The following is a 22,669-nucleotide window of genomic DNA, read 5'->3' on the forward strand; positions in this document are numbered from 1 at the left end:
ATATGTACGAAAAAAAAGACATTATTAAATTTTACAACGCATTTGCCCGCGATAGAGAGTTTTGGAGAGTAAAAAACAAATATTATCACCAGGAGCTTAATCGATTAGTTTCATTTCTTGTTCCACAGAAAAGCTCAGTGGTTGAAATTGGGTGTAGTGACGGAGAGCTTCTTGATACATTGAAACCGGTTGAAGGAGTGGGGGTGGATTTTAGCGAGAATATGTTGGAGTGTGCAAAAAAGAAATATCCTAATTATACATTTGAACTGCAAGATGCTGAAGATATAAAATTGGAGAGAAAATTTGACTATATAGTGATGTCTGACCTTGTCGGTGAGCTCAACGATGTCTGGAAGGCCTTTAGGGAATTGAAAAAAATCACTCATAGTAGGAGCAGAGTTGTTGTTACGTATCATAATTTTTTATGGGAACCGTTTTTAAAACTAGCAGAAAGATTAAAGTTGAAAATACCGCAAATGAATCAGAATTGGTTGTCTCTCAAGGATTTAAGAGATCTTCTAGATCTAAACGGTTACGAAGTTATTAAAGAAGGATATCATTTATTGTTTCCAAAACATATACCCATACTGTCAGCTTTTATGAACAAGTTTATTGCAAAGCTGCCATTCATAAAAAAGCTTTGTCTGATCATATATCTGGTTGCAAGAGAAAAAGAAAATGAGGGTGTTGAAAATACAAAGGAATTTTCATGTTCGATTATTATCCCTACGAAGAATGAGGCAGGAAATATTGAAGGTGCGGTTGAAAGAGTACCTAATATAGGTAAATCTTTTGAGCTTATCTTTGTTGACGGTAATTCTACCGATGGGACAGTAGAAAAAATAAACGATATGAAAGAGAAATATAAAGATAAAAAAGATATTTCATTAATACATCAGGGTGATGGAAAAGGAAAAGGCGATGCGGTCCGTAAAGGATTTGCTGCTGCTAAAGGAGATGTTCTCATGATCCTCGATTCTGATTTGACTGTTCCGCCAGAGGAGTTGCCCCAGTTTTATTGTGCGTTGTCTGAAGGACGCGGGGATTTTATTAACGGATGCAGACTGGTGTATCAGATGGAAAGCCAAGCCATGCGGTTTTTAAATCTTTTAGGAAATAAATTCTTTGGAATGTTGTTTAGTTGGATATTAGAGCAGCCCATAAAAGACACTTTATGCGGAACAAAGGTTTTGTTTAAATCTGATTATGAAAGAATCGTTGCCGGGAGAGATTATTTTGGTGATTTCGATCCATTTGGCGATTTTGATCTCCTTTTTGGGGCATCAAAACTTAATATGAAAATAGTAGAAATGCCTGTCCATTATAAAGACAGAGTTTATGGTGATATTAAAATAAGACGTTTCTTTCATGGCTGGCTTTTACTCCGAATGAGCGGATTAGCTTTTTTAAAATTAAAAATGTTCTCTTAAATATATTGTATATATAATGAAGATTATTGATTGGTTAAAACTTCCGGAAGTAAATAAGATTGATTGCTTGGATGAGAGAGAAACAACTTTGTTGTATGCGCAGGTTATAAAGAAGAAACATTTTTTGAATCTTTTGTATAGAGATTTTTATCGTAACTTAGTCGAAACAGTAAAAGATAGTAGTGGAAAATCTGTAATTGAACTTGGTAGTGGGGGTGGTTTTGTTAAAGAGGTATTTCCTCAGATAATAACATCAGACATTATTCATGTGCCAGGTTTAGATCTTCAATTTTCTGTTGAAAGAATTCCTTTTAAGAAGGATTCGGTTGATGTTTATATTATGATTGACGTGCTACATCATATAGACAACGTTGAAATGTGCTTAGATGAGTTGTGTCGATCTCTCAAGATAGGAGGAAAGATAGTAATGATAGAGCCCGCCAATACTATCTGGAGTCGATTTATTTATAGTAAATTCCATCAGGAGAACTTCGATATTAAAGCAAATTGGCATTCTGCATCAAGTAATCCTTTGTTTTCAGCAAATGGGGCACTTCCATGGATAATTTTTGTTAGGGATAGAAAGATATATGAAGAAAAATATTCCGCATTACGTATCCAGAAAATAAAAACTCATACACCTATTAGGTATTTGATAAGCGGCGGTGTTACAATGCGACAGTTATTGCCTTCTTGTACATATAATTGCATAAGATATTTTGAAAAGCTTATGGCTCCTTTGAATAAATACATTGGTATGTTTTTAACGATAGAGATTCGAAAGATTAAATAGCGTCTTACATATGAATAATAATGCAATTCTCAAAACAAAAATAAGAGTGATAAACCTTGCAAAATATTTGATGTGCGTTTTTCAAGAGGAATCAATCAATTCTGTTGTGTCATTATCTGTTGATGGCCCATACAGGAAGTTTGTAAAAAGAGAAGTATTTCTTGTCTTGCTTTTTCTTGTCCTTTCTTTTATATATGTATCACCAAATTTTGAGAATATAAATAATTATTCATGTGGCGATGGAGAATCTTATCAAACGATAAATGCAGTTATAAACAAGACTATTCTTGAGCATAAGCAGATCCCTTTATGGAACCCATATTCCGGCGGGGGGAATGTAATGCTGGCACATCCTGAATCTCCATTTTTATCTCCTCTTTATCTGCCGGTTTTGATATTTGGAACCGTGATAGGTATAAAAATACAGATAGTGTTATATTATTTTATTGGTCTTTGTGGAATGTATGCGCTCTGCCGGTATCTGAATTTTAAGGTTTTACCGGCTTTTTTATCGGCAATTATATTTGCATTTAATAGTTATCTGTCAAATCATTTAAATCTGGGTTATTTTCCATGGATGACAATTGTATGGCTCCCGTGGGCTTTTTTGTTTTATTTGAAAAGCTTTGTAAACAGAAAAAACATTGTCTGGTGTGCGATTGTTTTATCACTGCTATTGTTTGAAGGCGGTGTGCATAATCTAACTATGATATGTAGTTTCTTGATTGCTTATTCGGTATTTGAATCAATCAGAAGTAAAACTTTCAAACCAATAATTATTTTGGTGTTTATTGCGGGTGTTTCAGTTTTAATCAGCGGGATCAAATTAGTTCCTATGCTGCAGTTTATGGATGATTATCCTCGAAGGGCAAGTCATATGGTTCTTCCTTATGTGCCGTATTGGACGCTGTTGATATCTTTACTAGATAGAGGTTTTTACGGTAAATGGTACCATTTACCGTCACCAAATTTTGTCGGACAGGAGTTTTTAGCGTATATCGGGATAATTCCATTGTTAATATTAATTATTGGCGCGGTCAAGAGTTACAAAAAATACTGGCCCTTGATTTTGACTCTCATAGTGTTTGTTTTTATCTCATTTGGTAGGGGGGCATGGTTTGATCTTTGGGATTTAATAAAACACCTTCCTGTATATAATAATCAGTTTATAACCGTTAGAAATGTGATTATTATTGTTTTTATTGGGGCATTGATAATAGGATATTATTTGTCAAAGTTTGAGTATTCCAGGTTAAAAAATGTACTTCTTGGATTAGTGGTTTTATTTGTTTTGGCAGATCTTACCAGTCATGGTTGGTACTATATAAGATGTTTTCCGAATAAACTCAAGGAGGTGGCGGCTGAAGGAAATTTTGTTCAGGAGAAAACAGAAAAGTTGTTGCCTACCTTTTTAAAAGGTCATGGTAACCTGTTGTTTTGGCGTCCGGCAAGGATAGATCTTGCAGCAAAGAGCATAGTTGATGAGGGATATAAGGGGGAGGTATATTTTTCCGGGCAAATTGGAAAGGCATCTATAGAAAAATTTACACCAAATAAAATATGTATTAATTACGATATTGCCATTGGAGATATTCTGATACTTAATCAAAACTATTATAAGGGATGGCATGCCTACGGAGATAGTCCTTTGAAGGTATTTTCATATAATGGGCTTATAGGTATTACTGTACCTAAAGGGATTGGAAGCATAACTCTTACATATTTTCCGTATAGTTTTATTTTAGGAATTATTGTTTCATTGATCGGAATAGGCATATCAATAATCATTCTACATAAAAAGAGAATATGAATAATCAATCAAACCTAAAATTAGACAGCACGTCACAATCACATGACAAAAAAGGTCTGTGGTCTGTAGTCTGTGATCTCTGGTCTTCAATGAATATAAGAGATATATTCATTTTATTTATTCTCTCCCTTATACCATTATTCTGGTTCAAAGAAGGGTGTTTCATAGCGAGTGGGGATGTTGCTCAGTACCTTGATATTTCTAATCTGATGCGTTTTTTTCCTTGGGCATGGTCTGAGAGAATAGCCGCCGGCGAACCCTGTCTTCATACAACATTTTCTCTTCCGATAGGTTATTTCTGGCTTATATTAAAAAAGCTTGGAGTACACATGATTAGCATCGAAAAGCTATGGGTGTTTATGACATTCTTTGCTTCAGCAGTTTCGATGTATATTTTTGTTAGAGGATTTATAAAAGATAACAAAAGTTGCGCTCCTTTGTTTGCAGGAATCTTTTACACTTATAATCTCTTTCTTGTAGTCGCCCCATTGATTGTTCAATACAATTTGGCCCCGCTTTATATGTTTGGCCCTCTTACCCTGAGTTTTTGGTCGAGAGGACTTGCATCTGAAAGTAATAAAAAGCGATACGGATATGCAGCACTGTGCGCTCTTTCAAGCATGTTATATACCCATACGAATGTGAATATGCCACATGTTGCAGCCTTTTTTGTCATTGTAATCGTACTGACAATATATCACTTTATTTTTACGTCTAAGAAAATATTAGGTGATATATCGTTTATTCTTGTCAGTGGTCTCTTATATGTGAGTGTTAACATTTGGTGGATTGTTGGTTCTTTCTATCAGATGGTGCAAATAAGCGATGTTGTGCAGAGTACTAGAAGCGGATGGCATTTGCTTGGTGCTACACATTTAAATGATGCCTTTAGACTGCTTGGTTTTTGGGCATGGGATCATAAACATTTAGACCTATATTATTTCCCTTTTCATCAGCATTACGATTCATGGGGAATGCTTCTGGTAAGTTATGGGATAATCATGCTTGCGATTATGGCGATTGTCATGAAGAAAAGACAGGCACTTTTCCCCGCACTTCTTCTTGTGTGCGGATTATTTCTCGTTAAAGGTGCAAACGGCCCCGGGGGGGGCTTGTATGAATATTTCTGGAAGAATATTTATGGGTTGTGGGTGTTTCGGGAGCCCTGGTCTAAATTTACTCATATAAATGTATTTGCACTATCACTGCTTTTTGGAATATCCGTTAACGCTATCTACGATAAAATTATAAACTGGAGTAGGTCATGCGACGATTCAAGAGGAGCGCGCGTGTTTCAGCATGTCAAAAGATCTATTGTCATGACATTTCCTCTTATGATTGTATCAATGGTGTTGCTTAATTGCTATCCCGCTGTTACTGGTGAAATAATTTGGGATCAATATAATATGAATATACGATCAATGCATGTTAAGGTGCCTGAATATTGGCCTCGATTGGGAAAGTGGTTTGAAGATAATGACCAGTACGCAAGGGTGTTCTTATTGCCTAAAACAGGTTATGCAAAAGCCGCATATGATTGGGAATCTGGTTTTACATCAGCAACGACTGCTGCAATCTCATTTTTGCCGAATCAGCTAGCATATTGGACAGATTTTCCGATTACACGTGCGCATGGTCTCTTTAATAAAGTAATACCGATAATCTATAAAAATAAAGGTATGCATGCGGCTGATTATTTGAGGTTGTTAGGGGTTAAATATATTCTGCAACAAAATGATATTTCGTGGCAGTTTACCTATGATGATGCAATTCCCCATAAAAAAATTACATCCATTTTAAATAATATGGAAGGAATAAAACCTTTGATGACCTTTGGGAAATTGGATCTTTATGAAATTGACAGCGCTTTACCAATTATATATGCTGCAGATACCATGACGTTTATTAACGATAAAGAAAAGGATGTTTTTAGCATAAATAAAGCTGATCTTTTAAGCGCTCCGTTTGTTTTTGGCAAGCAACCAAATATGACACAGGGGGATACAGCAAAATCGTTTAATCCTATTAAAAAAATTGTAAGAATAAATCCAGTTAAATATGTTGTAAACGTTAAAGCACAAAAGCCGTACTGGATAGTTTTTAATGAGTCATTTAATCCTGGATGGCAAGCAAGAATATCTATGTCAGAGAATATGAGTATTATGAGAGGGTCAGTACTCAGGGATATGATCTTTTATGGCAGTACCTCCAGTATAGCAAAAAGACACGAAATGATTAATGGTTTTGCAAATGGGTGGTATATTAATCAAACAGGGCAATATAGCGTTGTTATTGAATATATCCCTCAGGGGTACTATGAAGTGGGAAAAATCATTTCATGGGTTTGTGGTATAGTGTGCTTGTTTTTTATGTTTCAGATGATCTGTGCTCGTTCTGCAAAAAAGATTTTATGAGTTTCCTCAGTGGTTTAATCTTTGCCAAAAAGAGCTGGATTGATGTGATAGAAGTAAAATAGGCTAAGATTGGTGCCAGGATGCCAAAAATTTTGTATTTTCTTAAATAAGCTTTGTATTGCACGCTGATTTTTATTTTTTTTGTATCCCTTAAAGCGTTTATTCGTTCTTCTTTCGAGAATTCAGGTGTTTGGAAATATGGCTGATCTGATGTGAGGGATGCACTGTTGAGGTATATCTCTGGTGGAATAAGAAAGTAATTATTTTTTTCTACCCATTTGTACAGCTCTGTCCCCGGAAAGGGGACAAGATTATGAAAACAAATATCGTAGACTGGATATTTTTGAGCCAATTGTACTGATAAATCCAGATCGGCTTGAGTTTCTGTAGGGCTTCCAATCAAGAAGAAGAGAGTAATATCAAATCCTAGTTCACACGCATTTTTTATAGTTTCATCTACCTTGCTAATATCCTGGCTTTTTTTTATGGCTTTCAATACTTTGTTTGAGCCGCTTTCTACAGGAATAGATATTGCATAAAAACCTGATTTACGCATAGCTGAAAGGAGTTCTCTGTCAACTCTGTCTGCTCGTATTCCGCTGGAACATTCAAGAAGGAGAGGTCCAAAATGTGCATCTTTTATCATTGAACATATTTCTTTTGCACGTTTTGCATCGAGAGTAAAGTTGTCGTCGATGAAGTCAAACTTTGTATATCCTCTTTGTGTCCAAAAAGAAAGTTCCTCGATAACTTTATGAGGTGTTTTTGGTCTAAATTTTCCACCAATAGATGTTCCTACAGCACAGTAGGTACATTCATAAGGGCAGCCCCTTGATGTGAGGATTGCGATCTTATCAGTAATATATTTTTCAAGCTCAAACTTCTCAAATTTTGGATAGGGAATGCTGTTGAAATCATTCATCATGGGGCGATGCCCGGTAAAAGCAGTTTCTCCTGTAGCTGTATCTCTATGATAAATACCTTTTACTTCTTTTGTATTATCATTTGTACATAATTCAAGAAGTGTTTCCTCTCCTTCTTGAAAGACAGCATAATCGATGCTCGGACATTCTGTAAGTATCTTTTCTCTTATTGCTGAAACATGTGCTCCGCCAACAACTATCTTTGTTTTTGGAAAAAGTGACTTGAGCTTATTTAAAAGTGCGTAGTTTTCCGTATATGAGAATGTCATCATGGTGATGCCAATCAGATCAGGCTGAAATCTTTTTATAGTATTAATAAGGTCGCTGTGTGTGTGTCCCAGACGCATATCAAGCACTTCATGAGATATGTTCTTAGATGATAGATTCTCCGATAGATAACCAATACCCAAAGGTGGATAGAGAGGTGGTATCTTATCAAGTTTGTTTTTTGGAAATAGGAGTAATATCTTTTTAAACATAATCGCTCATGGTTAAGATTTTTTACGAATTTCAAAAAAGCGTGCTATACGCCAGAATTTACCGCTCATTATATCTTTTAGGGCCTCTATACACAAGTACTGCCCTTTAGCAGCTAAGAATATAATTTTACCTAAAATTTCATATTTGTCTAAAAAAAGAATTACTTTTTTTTGCAACAATAGTTTTTTTATGCTCAGTGGAAGATAAGAATTACAATATAATATATAAAATAGCGCATTTGCGCAGGTATGTTTTAAAAAAGTGTAATTTTTATAATATATTTGATTTTCAGCATTTTCAATATAACCTTCTTTTTTTGCTTTTTCGTATAGCGCGGTTCCGGGATAGAAGGTCATAGAGAATAAGTTCATTTTATAGGGTTGTGGCATTGATGCTAGAAAGGTGAGAGTTTCAATTTTATCGTCAATAGATTCCCAAGGGGTGTCGAGTATAAAGTCAAAATAAGGGGCTTTGATGCGGTTTTTATATTTATTAAAAAGCATGATCGTTTCGTATGTCTTTTTTATGTCAAAATTTCGGTTAAATAGTTTAGCCGTGCTTGCGCTCGCTGTTTGTATTCCCATACGTACATAACACATACCAGCATCAAGCAGTTGCACGAGTCTTTTCTCGTTTATCGTTGAGGGTGTTATACCTGCAACAGTAAAAGGAAGATTAATCTTATCGGTATAGATATTGCAAAAAGCGGCTATATTTTCATCCGATGTTGCCAAAAAGAGATCATCTTCAAATAAGATTCTTTCGATAAATGGAATATGTTTTTTAACCCATAGCAATTCTTCGATAACATTATTAAGGCTTCGCCTTCGGTACAGCTTTGGTTCTTTGTGGTATATTTTTTTGAGTGCGTCATTACAGCAATATGCGCAACTATACGGGCAGCCACGTGATGTCAGTGTGAGATATATGGTTGAAAAATGTTTCTTGAAATAATTATCATTGAATAAGCGTATATGTCCGTCATCTAGAAGATATTGTTCCTTGTATGCGTAATCAGGGTAGGGGAAAGAATCGATATTTTGCGTTAAAGGCTGTATCTCATTTTTTATGATGGTTCCGTTTTTATTAAACCAGAGTCCTTTTATTGATTCTGTGGGTTGGTTGTCTTTGAGTGCTATGGCTAATTCCGTAAAAGCGTCTTCACCCTCGCCAATACATATTCCATCAGCATGTTGAAGAGATTCTTCAGGGCACGTTGAAGGATGTATTCCTCCCCATATAATAAATGCTTTTGTATTTGCTTTTAATGCTTTAGTAAGTTGAATTACACGACCGAGTTGGTTTGACATAAGTGAAATCCCGATCAGATCAGAATCTTTTACAAGATTGGTTATCTCTTTAAGATTTTCTTCGATAAAATGACAGTGAAAATTCTGGGGCAAAAAAAGCATGCGTACAGGAATTCCCCTCCGTTTTAGGATTGATGAAAATGTTCTCAAACCAATTGAGTAAATTTCTAAATAAGGTGATATGAGGGTTACTTGCATGTTTATTTTGTTTTCCTTGTGGGAAAATATGTTAGAAGAAATACTATCAAGATAATAATGGCTGTAAAAGAAATGTATAGTGCTCCTTCAAAAGTGTATTGCGGTCCGTATTGAATTATTATTTTGTATATACCTGGTTTTGTTACCCACCAACCGTTTGCGTAGCCATTAATAACATAATGATCGACTACATGGGTCCACGTATTTTTATGTATGAATGTATCCAAAAAAACTCTCTTTTTAAAAAAGTCTGAATGTGAGATCGTTTGGTCTATGTATGCATGCCACTCAAGGGAGTATGTATTATCAAAGATTAGCCAGAATGGCGCGTGGGCATCAATATCAACTATATACCGTGAAGGATTGATCTTTGTTACCATCTTGATTGGATATGATGTATCTATTGTGGTAAAATTTGATTGTTCCGGTGCTCGTTGTTCCTCAGATAGAAAAATATAAGGAGCTTTTTTTAGAAGCGATGGTTTGAGTGTAAATAATGAGTTTTTAGTATTCTTATCTACTGTTGCTTCTGGGGTAGAATAGATATGAGGTAATGATTGAGTGACTTTATAGATGTCTAGTTTTCCAAATGAAGTTATTTTCTTAAGCCCTGTGTCCTGAGATAATCTTTCCGAAAGCATATCGTGCGAGATTGCATCAGGCCAAGTGAACTTCCAATCAACATCTTTTTGGTGAACGACATAAGTTATCCCAAGAGGTCTCAGGATATCCGAAGCGTGACGGGATGTTTCCGCTTCAGTGATTGAGAAAATGTTATTAAGATACGCTTGATATTCATTGTGGGGAAAATCTTCATAATAGATAAGGGGGTTAGGGAAAAGGTTTTTTACCGGTGAGCATTCTGCTGTAAAACCTGATTCCCAGTTAAAACATGATTTGCCATACCCTGTTTTGGGTAAAGGTAATATTCGTGCGTCAGGATCATTTTCTTCAAACCAGTTACTTGCATCATGCCAATATTGGGGAACTTTTGCGTGTAGAGATCTCATTTCATAATTGTAGTGATCCCAAATACACTCTCCGGTGAACATCGGAAAGGAGAGCAGGCATATTACGGTAATGATTATTGCTGGAAAAATCGTTTTAAAAGAGTGCTTTAATGGAGAAATGTATTTCCTTGAAGCAACTGAGCTTTTATTAACCCATTCCATTAGTGTGTCGAAATAGTACGAGCATGATATACCTAAAAGAAGACCGTATGAGAGGGTAACAATGGCGGCGAATTTTGCGAATGGCTCCCTGAATATCCAGAATCCCGGCAGAGAATTCCAAGCATACTTGTAAAAAAAACCAAATGGTCCGGTTTCACCTTTCATGAGAAAAAGACCAATTAGTGCAAGGAGTGCTGGAAATACGCTTTTTTTTGTTTGTACAAAAAGAGCGGAAAAGATAAAGATAACAAGACCCCATTCTAAGATGAGGAAGTACCAGCTATCGTAGACATATGCGTATGGGAAATAAGGCATGTCTCTGTGCCCAACTCTCCAAGCCCATGATCCCAGAAGCCGGAAAGCATCGGAAAGATGGGTTGCATTAAGCACTTCCCATCCCTTGTGTGAAGCAGAAACGGTGTTGCTCATACTTACCATTTTTGTGAAAGAAACACTAATCCACCAAAAATTTACTGCTGTATATAAAATTCCGCACAATACAATGAATATACATGCGGATACAAAACGATTTCTGTTAGTAGCCAGATAAAATATTAGATATGCTAAAAGGATACCTATAAGGACAAAAAGATGCGTGATATTGAGACTTGCGCTTGCAAATAGTAGCGAGGTCAAGGCAATGAGAGATGCAAAAAAAATATTTTCTGAAGTATTTTTGCTATGAAGTCCTTTAATGAAAAAGGCAAGGATGAGAGGGGTGAACATATAAATGGGTGCGAGGTTGTATTGGACAATAAGTGGAGTGTTGGCAACAAACGGATTAATTATATAGAACAAAGCGCCCAGGAGTGTACCAATAGTGGATTTGCTGGTTTTAGTAAATAGATTGATTAGATAATACATTGAAAGAGCTGATATGAAAAGCGTTACGCATGCCCATAGTTGTTGAATGATGTTAAGGGGGATGGAGAACGATTTTAATAGATACCAAAATGCTCCGTAAGGTAATAAGAAGTGTACTGCAAAATTATGCCTTCCGGCCATGACCTGTTCATCCCATGCGTAGGGGAGAAACTTTATGTAGTTAGACAGATCAATATATGCAGCAATATCTCCACCAGCTATAAAGCACCCTTTCTTGAACCAAAGAAGGGGGATAAGGGACGCAAAAATAAGTATAATTATGTCTCGCAGTATTTTTTTATTCTGTGTGGGTATGATATTCATCAGTGTATGGTAATTACTCCTTTTACGTTTTTCCAAAAAGCAATAAGGACGGCAATGCCTAAAACCACAAATGAAACGTTTGCAAAGAATTGCGAAATTGTTGTTAAGCCAAGGATGAGGAATATCATGCACCCTAAGGCAGTGTATGTAAAGCATATGAGCATTTTTTTAAAGAAAACTATATTACGTATCTTTTTCCACAGTGGATAAAAACATAATAAATAAATACTAATAAATGGGATCATATAGAAATTGGGCAATAAAAGTATCGTGTAATGTGATACTGACGATGAAATCATGATAATCACGTAAAAAAGAATAACGGGAAAAACGCATGTGCAATACAAAAGAGTAATATGTGATAGCGGTAATCCAAGTATGGCCGTAAAAATATACACACAGATTGATATGCAGATTAAAAAGAGGACTGCGGTTATAAGTGTTTTTTTTGTGGGTGCTATTCGTGTGTCTTTATTGAGATAAAAATGTGATTTGTTATCAATAACAAACATGCCATAGACTGGCTTTGAGCGATAATTCTTAATAGTAAAGGTCGGGATTAATATCCGCTCTTTATGAGGACTATCATGTAGAGTGAGGGTGTTTTCTCCGTCAATAACAGCTTCTTTTGGAATATAATATTTATAGAGTATTTTATCTTTTTTTATTTTTGTTGAAAGTGGATGGAGGGCATAGCTGTTAATAGATAGATTTGGTGTAGCTAGTTTCTTGTTGGTGTTCATGCGAAGCTTAAGATAATAAGGTTCCTTATAGGGGAGCGTATATGTAATATCGTTGGTAGCAGACGACATTGTTTTAGTCTCATCTATCAGCGGAAAGTGATCAATCATATGTGTCGACATACAGAGAAAATACAGCGCAATGAACACTATGTTTGTGGAAACCAATATGATATAGTAATAAAGTTTTTTATTCATAATTAAGATATTTAGTGGTATTCTTTTTTTGCGGTAAATTGTACCTAATGGAATACATTAAGTCATCCAAAAAGATAGTGGAAATAGTAAATGAAATTCAATAAGGCAAGAAGAGCTCTAACTATTTTTTTTATTTTTGTGTTCGTCATTCTTACAAACGGGTTCGCTTATGCATGGGAAGATTGCCCCTTTGGTTTGCAATATGACCCATACCCGGGTAGATGTGAGAGGTATGTTGATACGAATGGAGATAATTACTGTGATCATTCGCAGACTTCACCGGTTGAGAGGGAAGAAGCCAATGATGATAACATTTCTAAAATTAAAGAACAAGATCAACCTGTTCTCATTGAATAATCTAATAATAATGAGGTGATAATGAATTCTAGATGTGTTATGAAAATGATAATCGGTTCGGCAATATTTGGTTTGGTTTTTTCAGTATTATTCCATCTGCTTGCGCTGGACAGTTTTACAGAATATGATATAGATAAAGAACTGAGTAAGTTTAAGGGCCAAATAACTTATACCGTGCCGGATGTGCTCGATCAGTATTATTTAAAGTATAAATCAAGTGATTTACACGCGTCCGAAGATGTCAAAATATATATTAACGATAGACTTGTTGAAAATCTGCGTTCAAAAACTGGTAATGGTGTACTCGATTTGAGGGTCCTGCTCCCTGTTGGAATGGTAAAACCAGGTGTTAATCGCGTGCGGGTATTGAAAAATAACAAGGAAGAGTATGCTGCAGTTGATAGGCTGACATTAAAGAATTCTCGGCGTAAAGCTGTTCAAAGCAACCTGTTTATATTATTTAAATTATCACCTCTCATTCCTAGAAATATTGAGAGTATCTTACAAGGGAGTTTGTGGGGTTGGTTAATCGGGTTTCTGGTACTGATGTTAGCGAGTGTGTTTTCCCTTAAAGTACTCTCTTACAGCGGGCTTCCTAAAGAAAAACTTATTTCAATTGATTTATGGACATATGTTTTTCCTATAGTAGTTTTATCTAGTCTTTTTATTAGCTCTTTTTTTACTAAGTATTATCTTGTGCTCACGAGTCAGTTTTTCTGGTTTATCGTTATCTTTTTTAGCGTGCTGTCGAAAATTGTCATATATATTTTGACTGCATATAGAAAAGCGTTTGTGAGCGGGGTTGTATTAATTTGCAAGAAAGTTGTGCATAATCCGGTTAATGCGATGATTATTATTGGTCTTATTTTGATACTTTTGATACCCCTCCCGAGTCTTATTTATCCGTATTTTCCCATAACTGATTCGCATCTTCTTGCTGCACGCGATGCTGAAATATTTGCTAATATTGCCTATGTTTTGCTTCTTATCGGTGCAATACTGAAGTTTATTAAGGATTATAGAAAGTTTAAGAAGGAAAAAACTATAACGGATAAGTGATAAGCGTAATGGATTATCCTTCAATATCGATTGTTATTCCTACATTCAACTCAGGTAGAGTGCTCAAACTGTGTCTTGATTCTATCGTCTCTCAGGACTATCCAAAAGATATGGTTCAAGTTATCATTGCAGATGCTGGGTCAACTGATGATACGGTTGCTATTGCCAGGGGGTTTACAGAAACTATTGTACCAAATCCTCTCAAAACAGGTGAGGCCGGAAAAGCCGCCGGATACAAACACGCAAAAAATGACATTATTGCATTTGTCGATTCTGACAATATTCTTCCTTCACCTGATTGGCTAAGGAAGATGACTGAACCCTACGCTGACGGTGATATTACCGGTACCGAACCCATAGAATATACATATAGAAGGACTGATGGGGCGATAACCCGTTATTCTGCATTAATGGGTATGAATGACCCTCTTTGTCTTTTTCTCGGCAATTATGACCGTTTAAACCTTATTACGGGTAAATGGACCGAAGTGCCCTTGCATGAAACGGATATGGGTTCCTATATAAAGATTTCTTTTTTTAATGAAAAGAAGTTTCCCACTATTGGTGCAAATGGTTTCATGGTTCGTAAATCTGCTCTAGATACATGCGGGATAACCGATTATCTGTTTGATATAGATGTTATTTATGAGCTCTACACACAAGGGTTTAAAACATTTGCCAAGGTTAAAACCGGTATCATCCATCTTTTCTGCGGGGATATAAAGACATTTATTAGAAAGCAAAAACGTAGGGTGAAAGATTACCTGTACTACGCGAAACTGGGTGTGAGAAAATATCCATGGAACAGTGTCAGTTATCTACGGCTCGCGAAATTTATTATTTATACAGTTCTTATTAGTCCTGTTGTGATCCAAGCATGTATCGGATATTCAAGAAAACATGACCCAGCATGGTTTTTACATCCACTTTTTTGCATATTGACCTTGTGGTATTATGGTACAACAAAAATAACAAGTCTGTTTCAAGTTAAAGAGATGGATAGAAAAAATTGGAGCCAGTAAATAATAAAGACACCAGACAAGAGACCACAGACCACAGACAAAAAAACAGATGGATAAAAAAGAAATAAAACATCATCATACCAGAGAGTTCTGGTCTACGCGTATCGGGCTTATCCTTGCTATGGCAGGTAATGCCGTAGGTCTTGGGAACTTTTTGCGTTTTCCCGTTAAAGCCGCGCAAAATGGCGGTGGCGCATTCATGATACCTTATTTTATAGCCTTTCTCCTTTTGGGGATACCCCTTATATGGATCGAATGGAGTATGGGGCGGTTCGGCGGACGATATCAACATGGAACGACACCGGGCATATTTTACCGTATGTGGCATAACAGGTTTATAAAATATGTTGGTGTGCTTGGCATAGTCATGCCGATATTGATTTGTATTTACTATAATTATATTGAGTCGTGGACACTATCATACAGTATATTTTCATTGTTCAATAAATTCCAAGGGGTTGAAACCCGTGAAGCTATGGGATCGTTTCTATCAAGTTATCAGGGTAAATTTCCCAGCACCCATTTTTCAAGTATTTGGACTGCATACATCTTTTTTATCATTACTATTATTATCAATGTGCATATCTTGCGAAAAGGTGTCGTGAAAGGTATTGAAACATGCGCAAAGTTTGCTTTGCCGATACTTTTTTTCTTTGCGATCGTTTTAGTGGTGAGAGTTTTTACTCTTGGAACCCCAGATCCAGCATTCCCTGAAAGGAGTGTGTGGAGTGGTTTTAATTTTTTGTGGAACCCGGACTTTAGCAGGCTGAAAGATAGTTCCTGCTGGATTGCTGCTGCGGGACAAATATTTTTCACTTTGAGTATCGGTTTTGGTGCTATTCAGACATATGCGAGTTATCTCAGAGAAAAAGACGATATCGCTCTTTCAGGTTTATCGTCAGGGACACTTAATGAATTTACCGAAGTTATTATCGGGGGGTCTATTGCTATACCTGTTGCGGTAGCTTTTTTTGGTGTAAGTGAAACACAGGCTATAGCAAGTAGCGGATCATTTGATCTAGGGTTTCAGGCGATGCCGCTCATATTTCAGAAGTTGTATTTAGGAAACATATTTGGCTTTTTATGGTTTTTCCTGCTTTTTCTCGCTGGTATTACCTCATCTATTGCATTATCACAACCTGCAGTAGCATTTCTGCAGGATGAATTAAAAATTCCTCTACGTAAAGCCGCAAATTGTGTCGGTGCGGTGCTTTTTATAGGGGGTAGCATGGTGGTATTTTTCCTGAAATATGGTTTTCTTGACGAACTTGATTTTTGGGCAGGAACTATTGGTCTCGTTGCGTTTGCCTTCATTGAAACAATAATGTTTGCATGGATTTTCGGTATGGAGAGAGGGTGGCACGAAATAAACCTTGGCGCAGATATTAAAGTGCATAAGATTTTCTACTACATAATTAAATATGTAACGCCGTTATTTTTACTCATTCTCTTAGTAGCCTGGTTTTGTCAGTCAGGAATTGATGTTCTTCTTATGAAGAATGTGCCTGCAGAAAATGTTCCGTATCTGTGGTTAGCACGGTTTTTGATAATTGCACTTGTTATGGTTGGATTTGTTTTAATTAAAGTGGCATGGAAACTGCATAAAGCGGCAGGGAGACTCGAATGACAACTTCTGGAATAATCTTTATGGTGTCGGCCTGGATATTAATAATCGGACTAGGTATTTTTTGTATAATAGAGCTTTTTAGAGCACAAGAAGACGAAGAGAAAGCACCAGAAATTGAAAAGGAAAAAGAAATAATTGCATCTCTCGAACAAGCTGCGGAAGAAAAACAACCTCATAGTGAAGATTAGGTGGTTAATCTGGTATCTTTACTGATCGTAAAAACGCAGCATTTTCTTCTGGTAGAGATACATTAATAAACATACCCGTACCTAACTCAAAACCTGCCATTTTTGTCAGCCGCGGGACTATGTCAATATACCAGTGGAAGTATTTACTGTTACATCCGCCAACCGGTACAGTCCTGATTATATAGTTGTAATCGGGATCATCTAATCCAAAATGTAATTTACTTATAATGATTTTCATTATTTTTGCAAGATCAGATATTTCATTTTGGGAAATATCCCCAAATGACGCAGCGTGCCGTTTCGGAATTACCCATATATTAAAAGGACTGTAAGCCGCGTAGGGGACAAGGGCGGTAAAATGTTCACTATCATGAATGACGCGATCTGAAAGTTTTAATTCTTCATCACGTATAGTACAAAATACACATTGCCCGTGACTATCATAATACTGCATTGCTTCTTCTATTCGTTGTCTGACATGTGAAGGGACAACCGGTAACGCGACAATCTGTGTGTGTGGATGCTCTAAAGAAGTTCCTGCATTTTTCCCATGATTTTTAAAAATAATAACATGCTCGGTACGGGGATCCTGTGAAACTTCTTTAAATCTCCTTACATAAGCACTGAAAAGGTTATTCATGTCAGTTGAAGTAAGTGTGGGGATATAACCATTATGGCGCGGACTGTCTATAATGACATCGTGATGACCAACACCGTTTGCTTTTGACATAATACCGTTTAGTTTCCATACATCTTTATTCCCAACATCTGTAAGTGCAGCAAATTTATTTGGTGTTACACGCACACTCCATGATGGAGCATTATCAGGGATTCTGAATAGTTCCGGTGGCGTTAAAGTTTCGTTTCCCGTACAGAAAGGGCAGGAGTCAATATGTGAAGGAACATCTTTTTTAACTTTTTTATTTTTAAAGTCTTCCGGTCTCTTAGCACGTTCTGTAGAAATAATGACCCATTCACGCGTGGCAACATTCTGTCGTAATTCAGGCATATCTTTCTCCATTTGTATATACCGTATCACTATAATACTTACTTCTACAAGTAGGTGTAAGTGTTTACCAATTTCACTTGACGTTCTACTTCCTGCCAATGTACAATCTAGCGTACAAGGAAGACTTTAATATATGAAAAAATGCGTTATATCTTTTATTATTGCTTTAGTAATCATTGCGAGCGGTTTTATGTCTTATGTTTTCGCTAATGAAACAGCATCTTCTTCAGGGATTCGCAAATTTAACAGAAGCGCAAACACTAAGCATGCAGAACGTAAAAGACAGATCCATAAAAGAAAAAAATTCGAGAGTAAGAAAAAAAAGAGACTTATAAAACAAAAAAGGCGAGATAATCTTCATAAAAGAAAGAGATTTGGTTTTTAATCAATGGTGTGAGCAGCAAAGGAGGATTGATGAAGAAGGTTCATATATGTGTATGTGTTCTAGTGTGTGCTGTTGTTATTGCGGTATTTTCTTCACCGGTAAATGCGCAGAATACACATTATAAAAAGAACGAAATCAGTGATATGATTCAAGGCGCGATCGCAAGTGCTGAAATGGCATCCCGGGAAGTCTCAGAGGGAAGTCTTCGGCTTGCAGGTACGAGCATTAATATATTGGAAAAAGATGTGCGTCTTTTAGGGAAAAGCTTACCACTTGAAAAAGTGTATTCCTTGTTACAAGATGCGGAGGTGTTTATAGGAAAAAATGCGATGGCCCATGCTAATAATTCCTTAGATGACGCGCTTCGTGAAGTAAATAAGATGAAGGGATATAGTAGCGATACAATGGAAAAATTGAGGGCATATATTAATCAGGCGCAACAGGATATAGCTAAAGGTTCTAGTGAAACAGCAAAAAAATCGATTTCAGCTGCAAAGGATCTCATTAATAATACCGGGACACATGTTAATTATCAGAAAACTCAAGAACATATTGTGAAGGCAAAAAGAGCTGTTGTCGATGGATCAGCGGATGTTGCTTTAGCTGAAATCGCAAATATCCATAAGGGACTTGATGGACTATATAATAATATTGAAGCGTCAAAGATACGAATCGGTCTTCAGAATGCCATTTATTATGTGCAAAAAGGCGCGGTAATACCTGCACAAAGCGAACTTAAGATAGTATTAAACGGTCTCTTTAATATAAGTTCAAAGGCGGGAGATAATGGCGCGGGAGCGTTAGACAGTGTTACGGAAGCCGTTAAGAATGTCAGCACCGATATAACAAGCGGTGTCTCTAAGACCAAGGATGAGTCTGTAGAAAAGTTGAACAATGCCTTCATTAACGTTGAAGCGTTTTTGGATTAAATGATATAAGCAGACAGGTATGGAGTAAAAGATCAATTGTGTATAAGCAATTATAGTTTGATCTTTTCTCCATTTTTTTACAGTAGGAGGGATATGAAAAAGATATCGTTATGCAGTCTTTCGCCATATGAAAAAATGGCATATGTCTTATGCGATTATTCTGCTAAAATCAAGCCGAAAGAAACAGTGCTTTTATCGGGATCGATACAGGCAGAACCGCTACTGAGTGCATTGTATAAAAGGGTGTTAGAGCATGGGGCATATCCTCTTGTGCGTATGACCATTCCTGAGGCGGAACATATGTTTTATACTCATGCAAATGATGATCAGCTCAAGCATGTAAGTGATATAGCTCTTTATGAAGCTAAGCACATAGATGCTGCGATATATGTGCAGAGTGAATCAAACACTAAATGTCTTTCAGAAATTGATCCAGCAAAGATAGCTCTTACCCGACAGATGCGTAAACACATAAGCGATATAATAATGAAAAGAGTGCGCTGGACACTAACACTTTTTCCCACATCAGCCTATGCTCAAGATGCGGGTATGTCACGAATTGATTTCGAGCAGTTTGTCATGAAAGCACTTTTTGCGGATAAGCCTGACCCTGTTGGTGAGTGGCGAGCATTGTCGAAAAGGCAAGACCGAATAATTAAAGGATTGGCAAAGGCGCGTGAAGTAAGAATTCTGGCAAAAGATACCGATCTTGTTCTATCTGTAGCAGGGCGAAAGTTTATTAATAGCAACGGTCACAGAAATATGCCATGTGGCGAGGTGTTTACCGGACCGGTTGAAACTTCTGCTAACGGGTATATCCATTTTACGTATCCGGTGTGTTTATCAGGAAATGAGATAAAAGATGTGTTTTTGCGTTTTAAGAATGGAAAAGTAATAGAAGCGCGTGCAGGCTCTAATGAAAACTTTCTCAAGAAAATGATTGATATTGATCCTGGTGCTAAACGTATAGGTGAATTAGGGATAGGGACAAATTATGGTATTGATCGATTTATAAAAAACATATTATTTGATGAAAAGATCGGGGGAAGTATACATCTTGCCCTTGGAAAATCGTACACAGAAACAGGCGGAAAGAATAAATCTGCTCTGCATTGGGATATGATCAAGGATTTACGTGACGGTGGAGAATTTCATGTTGATGGGCGCGTTTTTCAGAAAAACGGTAAGTTTGTATGAAAAGAGAAATAATTGTACTCACATTACTGGCGCTTATAATAGGATTTTTATTCTACGATTCTATGAGGGAAGCGCCGTCAAGAATGCCTGTATTATATAGGGAACCGGTAAAAGCGGATTCCATGCCATTTGATCGTGAAGAGATTAGAAAATTCGAATTGTTAAGAGACGATACAATTGTGGTTGCAGAAAAAAGGAAAAGAGGAACATTTAAAATTAAGTCGCCCATATATGGGTCGGTTGATAAAAAAGTTCTTGGTGGAGTATTTGATTTGTTTGAAAATATAAAAATAAAGAAAACTATTCGTCAAGATGGTGAAGAATTACCTGTTTTGTTGTCCGAATATGGTCTTGATAAACCGCATATTGTGTGGAAGTTTTTTAATAATTCGAATAGAGAAAAAACCCTGCTTGTCGGAAAAAAATCGAAAGAAAATGATGGGTTTTTTGTAAAATGGATAGACCGCAGCGACATTCTTCTTTTGCCCAGTGCCGATTATCCTCGCATTGATATTGACCTAAAAGCGTTGCGCAGTAAAGTAGTGTTGCGTCTTCACGCAGAGGATCTTGTTCGTATTCGGTTCAAGCAGTTTCGTTTCGAGAAAAAAGGTCAGAAATGGTATATGACAACACCAGTAACAATAGTGTGTGATCAGAAAAAAATGGCTCGTTTCATACGGTCAATTAAAAATATTGAAGCCGAGGATTTTATAAAGAGAGAATTAAAGATAGAGAAACTGTACAGAAAACGCGGGCAAGAAAATGAACTGACGTTGATGGAAATGGATAAAAATGGTAAAAAGAGCCGCTATAATATTTTATTTGGGAAACCTGTTGAAGGTAATCTTGAGAATACCTATATTTTTATTGGCAAAGATGGATATATTGTAAAAAATGAACTTTTTGAACGTTTTGGCCGTTCAGTAACTGATTTTGTTGATGCACGACTTATTTCCTATAATAAGCAGGACGTCAATACACTGAGCATTGGTAATAATGAACATTCTTTTACTCTTCAAAAGGTTAATGATACGTGGCAGGTCAGTGGAGATCTAAAAGTTGAATTAAAGACCGAATTAATTTCGAAACTTGTAGAACATCTTACAGCGAATTCTATTACTGATTTTGTTCATTATAGTGAAAATGTTGCCCATGATGATGGTTTGGTGCCAGTGCAATTTATGGTGAAAGTGAATAATGCGATTACCCTTGCGTTTGGGAAAATCATTGATAATGCGGTCTATTTTTTGCGGGATGATTACCATAATTGTATAGGTAAGACAAAAGAAGATATTATGGAGTATTTGTCCAGTGATATTGCGTATTATCGGACCAAGCAGATCTTTCATGTGAAAGACCACGGTAAGGTCGCTTCATTCTCAATAACCCGAAAGGGAAAGAAAGTAGATGCCGAAAAGATAGACGGTCAGTGGTACGTGGTTTCTCCCCTTAAGGGTAAAATCACTCAGGGAGTGGTGGATGATTTACTGGATCTTTTTAAGGAGCTTTCGGTGCAAGGGTTTGTTGCTGAAAATGAAACAGTGGATTATGGTTTTGACGTGCCACTGCTCACGGTAACGATCAACCATGATGGTGTAAAAGAGAATTTAATTGTTAGCGCATTGTATGATGATCAATCATATTATGGGATGATGGAACAAAAAGGGGAAATACTACTCATTGATGCCGACCAAGTTAATCGGGCCAATAAGAATTTATTGAAAAGTGTATATGTCATTGAAGCCGATTCTAATAATGACGGCACAATGGATACGTGGACCTATTTTGATAACGGAAAAAAGACTAGAATGGAGTTAGATATTACTGATGACGGTATTCCCGATAGTATAAGTAATTATATCTATGATGGGCAGGGTGAAATACAAAAGATTGAAACTGACGATAACAATGATGGAACGCCAGATCAGATTACCTATTATGTTGCGGGAAATATTGTAACAGAAGAAAATGATACCGATAGGAATGGGAGTATGGACAGTTGGACATATTTCAAAAACGGACAGCAAGATAAATTAGAAATTGATGTGTCCGGAAATGGTATTGCTGATATGACAAAAGTATATAGTGTAGACAGTAACGGCCAGATCATTGGTGCGGATGTTGATCAGGACAATGATGGGGTAGTTGATTATAAAGAAATATATCGCGATGGGAAAATAATTAAACAAGATATTGTTCATGAACCATCTCAAACTGAATCTTTACCAGAAGAAGAGTAA

Annotated in this window: 18 protein-coding genes; 13 read left to right on the forward strand and 5 right to left on the reverse strand. The window is 36.5% G+C overall.

The genetic code is table 11. The features are described from left to right. The first annotated feature begins 2 nt into the window (after nt 1–2). From P9M13_00825 to P9M13_00840, 4 genes are read left to right on the forward strand one after another with little or no spacing between them, the layout of a single operon-like run. The gene (locus P9M13_00825; protein MDP8261830.1) at nt 3–1,430 is read left to right on the forward strand and encodes a glycosyltransferase; all 1,428 of its coding nucleotides are present in this window, start codon (nt 3–5) and stop codon (nt 1,428–1,430) included. Nucleotides 1,431–1,446: 16 nt separating this feature from the next. Then, entirely contained in the window at nt 1,447–2,223 is a 777-nt protein-coding gene (locus P9M13_00830; GenBank protein MDP8261831.1) for a methyltransferase domain-containing protein, read from the forward strand. 10 nt (nt 2,224–2,233) lie between these two features. Continuing rightward, on the forward strand, nt 2,234–4,033 hold the full coding sequence (locus P9M13_00835) for a hypothetical protein (protein ID MDP8261832.1): 1,800 nt from the start codon (nt 2,234–2,236) through the stop codon (nt 4,031–4,033). Then, complete coding sequence (locus P9M13_00840) at nt 4,030–6,447, forward strand: alpha-(1->3)-arabinofuranosyltransferase family protein (protein ID MDP8261833.1); 2,418 nt, start codon at nt 4,030–4,032, stop codon at nt 6,445–6,447. The genes P9M13_00835 and P9M13_00840 overlap by 4 nt, the downstream gene beginning before the upstream one ends. Here the strand turns inward: P9M13_00840 and P9M13_00845 are convergent. Genes P9M13_00845 through P9M13_00860 form a run of 4 tightly spaced genes read right to left on the reverse strand, consistent with a single transcriptional unit; the run spans nt 6,401 to nt 12,569 of the window. After that, nucleotides 6,401–7,849, reverse strand: a complete 1,449-nt coding sequence (locus P9M13_00845) for a radical SAM protein (GenBank protein ID MDP8261834.1) — start codon at nt 7,847–7,849, stop codon at nt 6,401–6,403. The genes P9M13_00840 and P9M13_00845 overlap by 47 nt on opposite strands. 12 nt (nt 7,850–7,861) lie before the next feature. Beyond that, complete coding sequence (locus P9M13_00850) at nt 7,862–9,358, reverse strand: radical SAM protein (GenBank protein ID MDP8261835.1); 1,497 nt, start codon at nt 9,356–9,358, stop codon at nt 7,862–7,864. Nucleotides 9,359–9,360: 2 nt separating this feature from the next. Further along, nucleotides 9,361–11,718, reverse strand: a complete 2,358-nt coding sequence (locus P9M13_00855; GenBank protein MDP8261836.1) for an alpha-(1->3)-arabinofuranosyltransferase family protein — start codon at nt 11,716–11,718, stop codon at nt 9,361–9,363. Further along, on the reverse strand, nt 11,718–12,569 hold the full coding sequence (locus P9M13_00860) for a hypothetical protein (GenBank protein ID MDP8261837.1): 852 nt from the start codon (nt 12,567–12,569) through the stop codon (nt 11,718–11,720). Before P9M13_00860 ends, P9M13_00855 begins: the two co-directional genes overlap by 1 nt. Nucleotides 12,570–12,746: 177 nt before the next feature. Between P9M13_00860 and P9M13_00865 the strand changes: the two genes are divergently transcribed. The 5 genes from P9M13_00865 to P9M13_00885 are packed head-to-tail and all read left to right on the forward strand — an operon-like array spanning nt 12,747 to nt 16,909. Next, a complete protein-coding gene (locus P9M13_00865; GenBank protein ID MDP8261838.1) occupies nt 12,747–13,013 on the forward strand; it encodes a hypothetical protein in 267 nt (88 codons plus the stop codon). Between the two features lie 21 nt (nt 13,014–13,034). Then, nucleotides 13,035–14,072 carry a hypothetical protein gene (locus P9M13_00870; protein ID MDP8261839.1) on the forward strand — a complete coding sequence of 346 codons (1,038 nt, stop codon included), beginning with the start codon at nt 13,035–13,037 and terminating at the stop codon, nt 14,070–14,072. An 8-nt stretch (nt 14,073–14,080) separates the two neighbouring features. Next, nucleotides 14,081–15,094 carry a glycosyltransferase family 2 protein gene (locus tag P9M13_00875; protein MDP8261840.1) on the forward strand — a complete coding sequence of 338 codons (1,014 nt, stop codon included), beginning with the start codon at nt 14,081–14,083 and terminating at the stop codon, nt 15,092–15,094. Between the two features lie 49 nt (nt 15,095–15,143). After that, nucleotides 15,144–16,721: a sodium-dependent transporter gene (locus P9M13_00880; GenBank protein MDP8261841.1), complete on the forward strand. Its 1,578-nt coding sequence runs from the start codon at nt 15,144–15,146 to the stop codon at nt 16,719–16,721. Next, on the forward strand, nt 16,718–16,909 hold the full coding sequence (locus P9M13_00885) for a hypothetical protein (protein MDP8261842.1): 192 nt from the start codon (nt 16,718–16,720) through the stop codon (nt 16,907–16,909). The genes P9M13_00880 and P9M13_00885 overlap by 4 nt, the downstream gene beginning before the upstream one ends. Nucleotides 16,910–16,913: 4 nt before the next feature. Here the strand turns inward: P9M13_00885 and galT are convergent, their stop codons facing one another. After that, entirely contained in the window at nt 16,914–17,918 is a 1,005-nt protein-coding gene (galT, locus tag P9M13_00890; GenBank protein MDP8261843.1) for a galactose-1-phosphate uridylyltransferase, read from the reverse strand. Between the two features lie 133 nt (nt 17,919–18,051). On the opposite strand from galT, the gene P9M13_00895 reads away from it, so the two are divergent. From P9M13_00895 to P9M13_00910, 4 genes are all read left to right on the forward strand, one after another. Then, nucleotides 18,052–18,303, forward strand: a complete 252-nt coding sequence (locus tag P9M13_00895) for a hypothetical protein (GenBank protein ID MDP8261844.1) — start codon at nt 18,052–18,054, stop codon at nt 18,301–18,303. 29 nt (nt 18,304–18,332) lie between these two features. Further along, nucleotides 18,333–19,232 carry a hypothetical protein gene (locus P9M13_00900; protein MDP8261845.1) on the forward strand — a complete coding sequence of 300 codons (900 nt, stop codon included), beginning with the start codon at nt 18,333–18,335 and terminating at the stop codon, nt 19,230–19,232. A 93-nt stretch (nt 19,233–19,325) separates the two neighbouring features. Beyond that, nucleotides 19,326–20,429: an aminopeptidase gene (locus tag P9M13_00905; GenBank protein ID MDP8261846.1), complete on the forward strand. Its 1,104-nt coding sequence runs from the start codon at nt 19,326–19,328 to the stop codon at nt 20,427–20,429. Next, complete coding sequence (locus tag P9M13_00910; protein ID MDP8261847.1) at nt 20,426–22,669, forward strand: DUF4340 domain-containing protein; 2,244 nt, start codon at nt 20,426–20,428, stop codon at nt 22,667–22,669. Before P9M13_00905 ends, P9M13_00910 begins: the two co-directional genes overlap by 4 nt.

The sequence above is a fragment of the Candidatus Ancaeobacter aquaticus genome (genome assembly GCA_030765405.1).
Lineage (GTDB): Bacteria > Auribacterota > Ancaeobacteria > Ancaeobacterales > Ancaeobacteraceae > Ancaeobacter > Ancaeobacter aquaticus.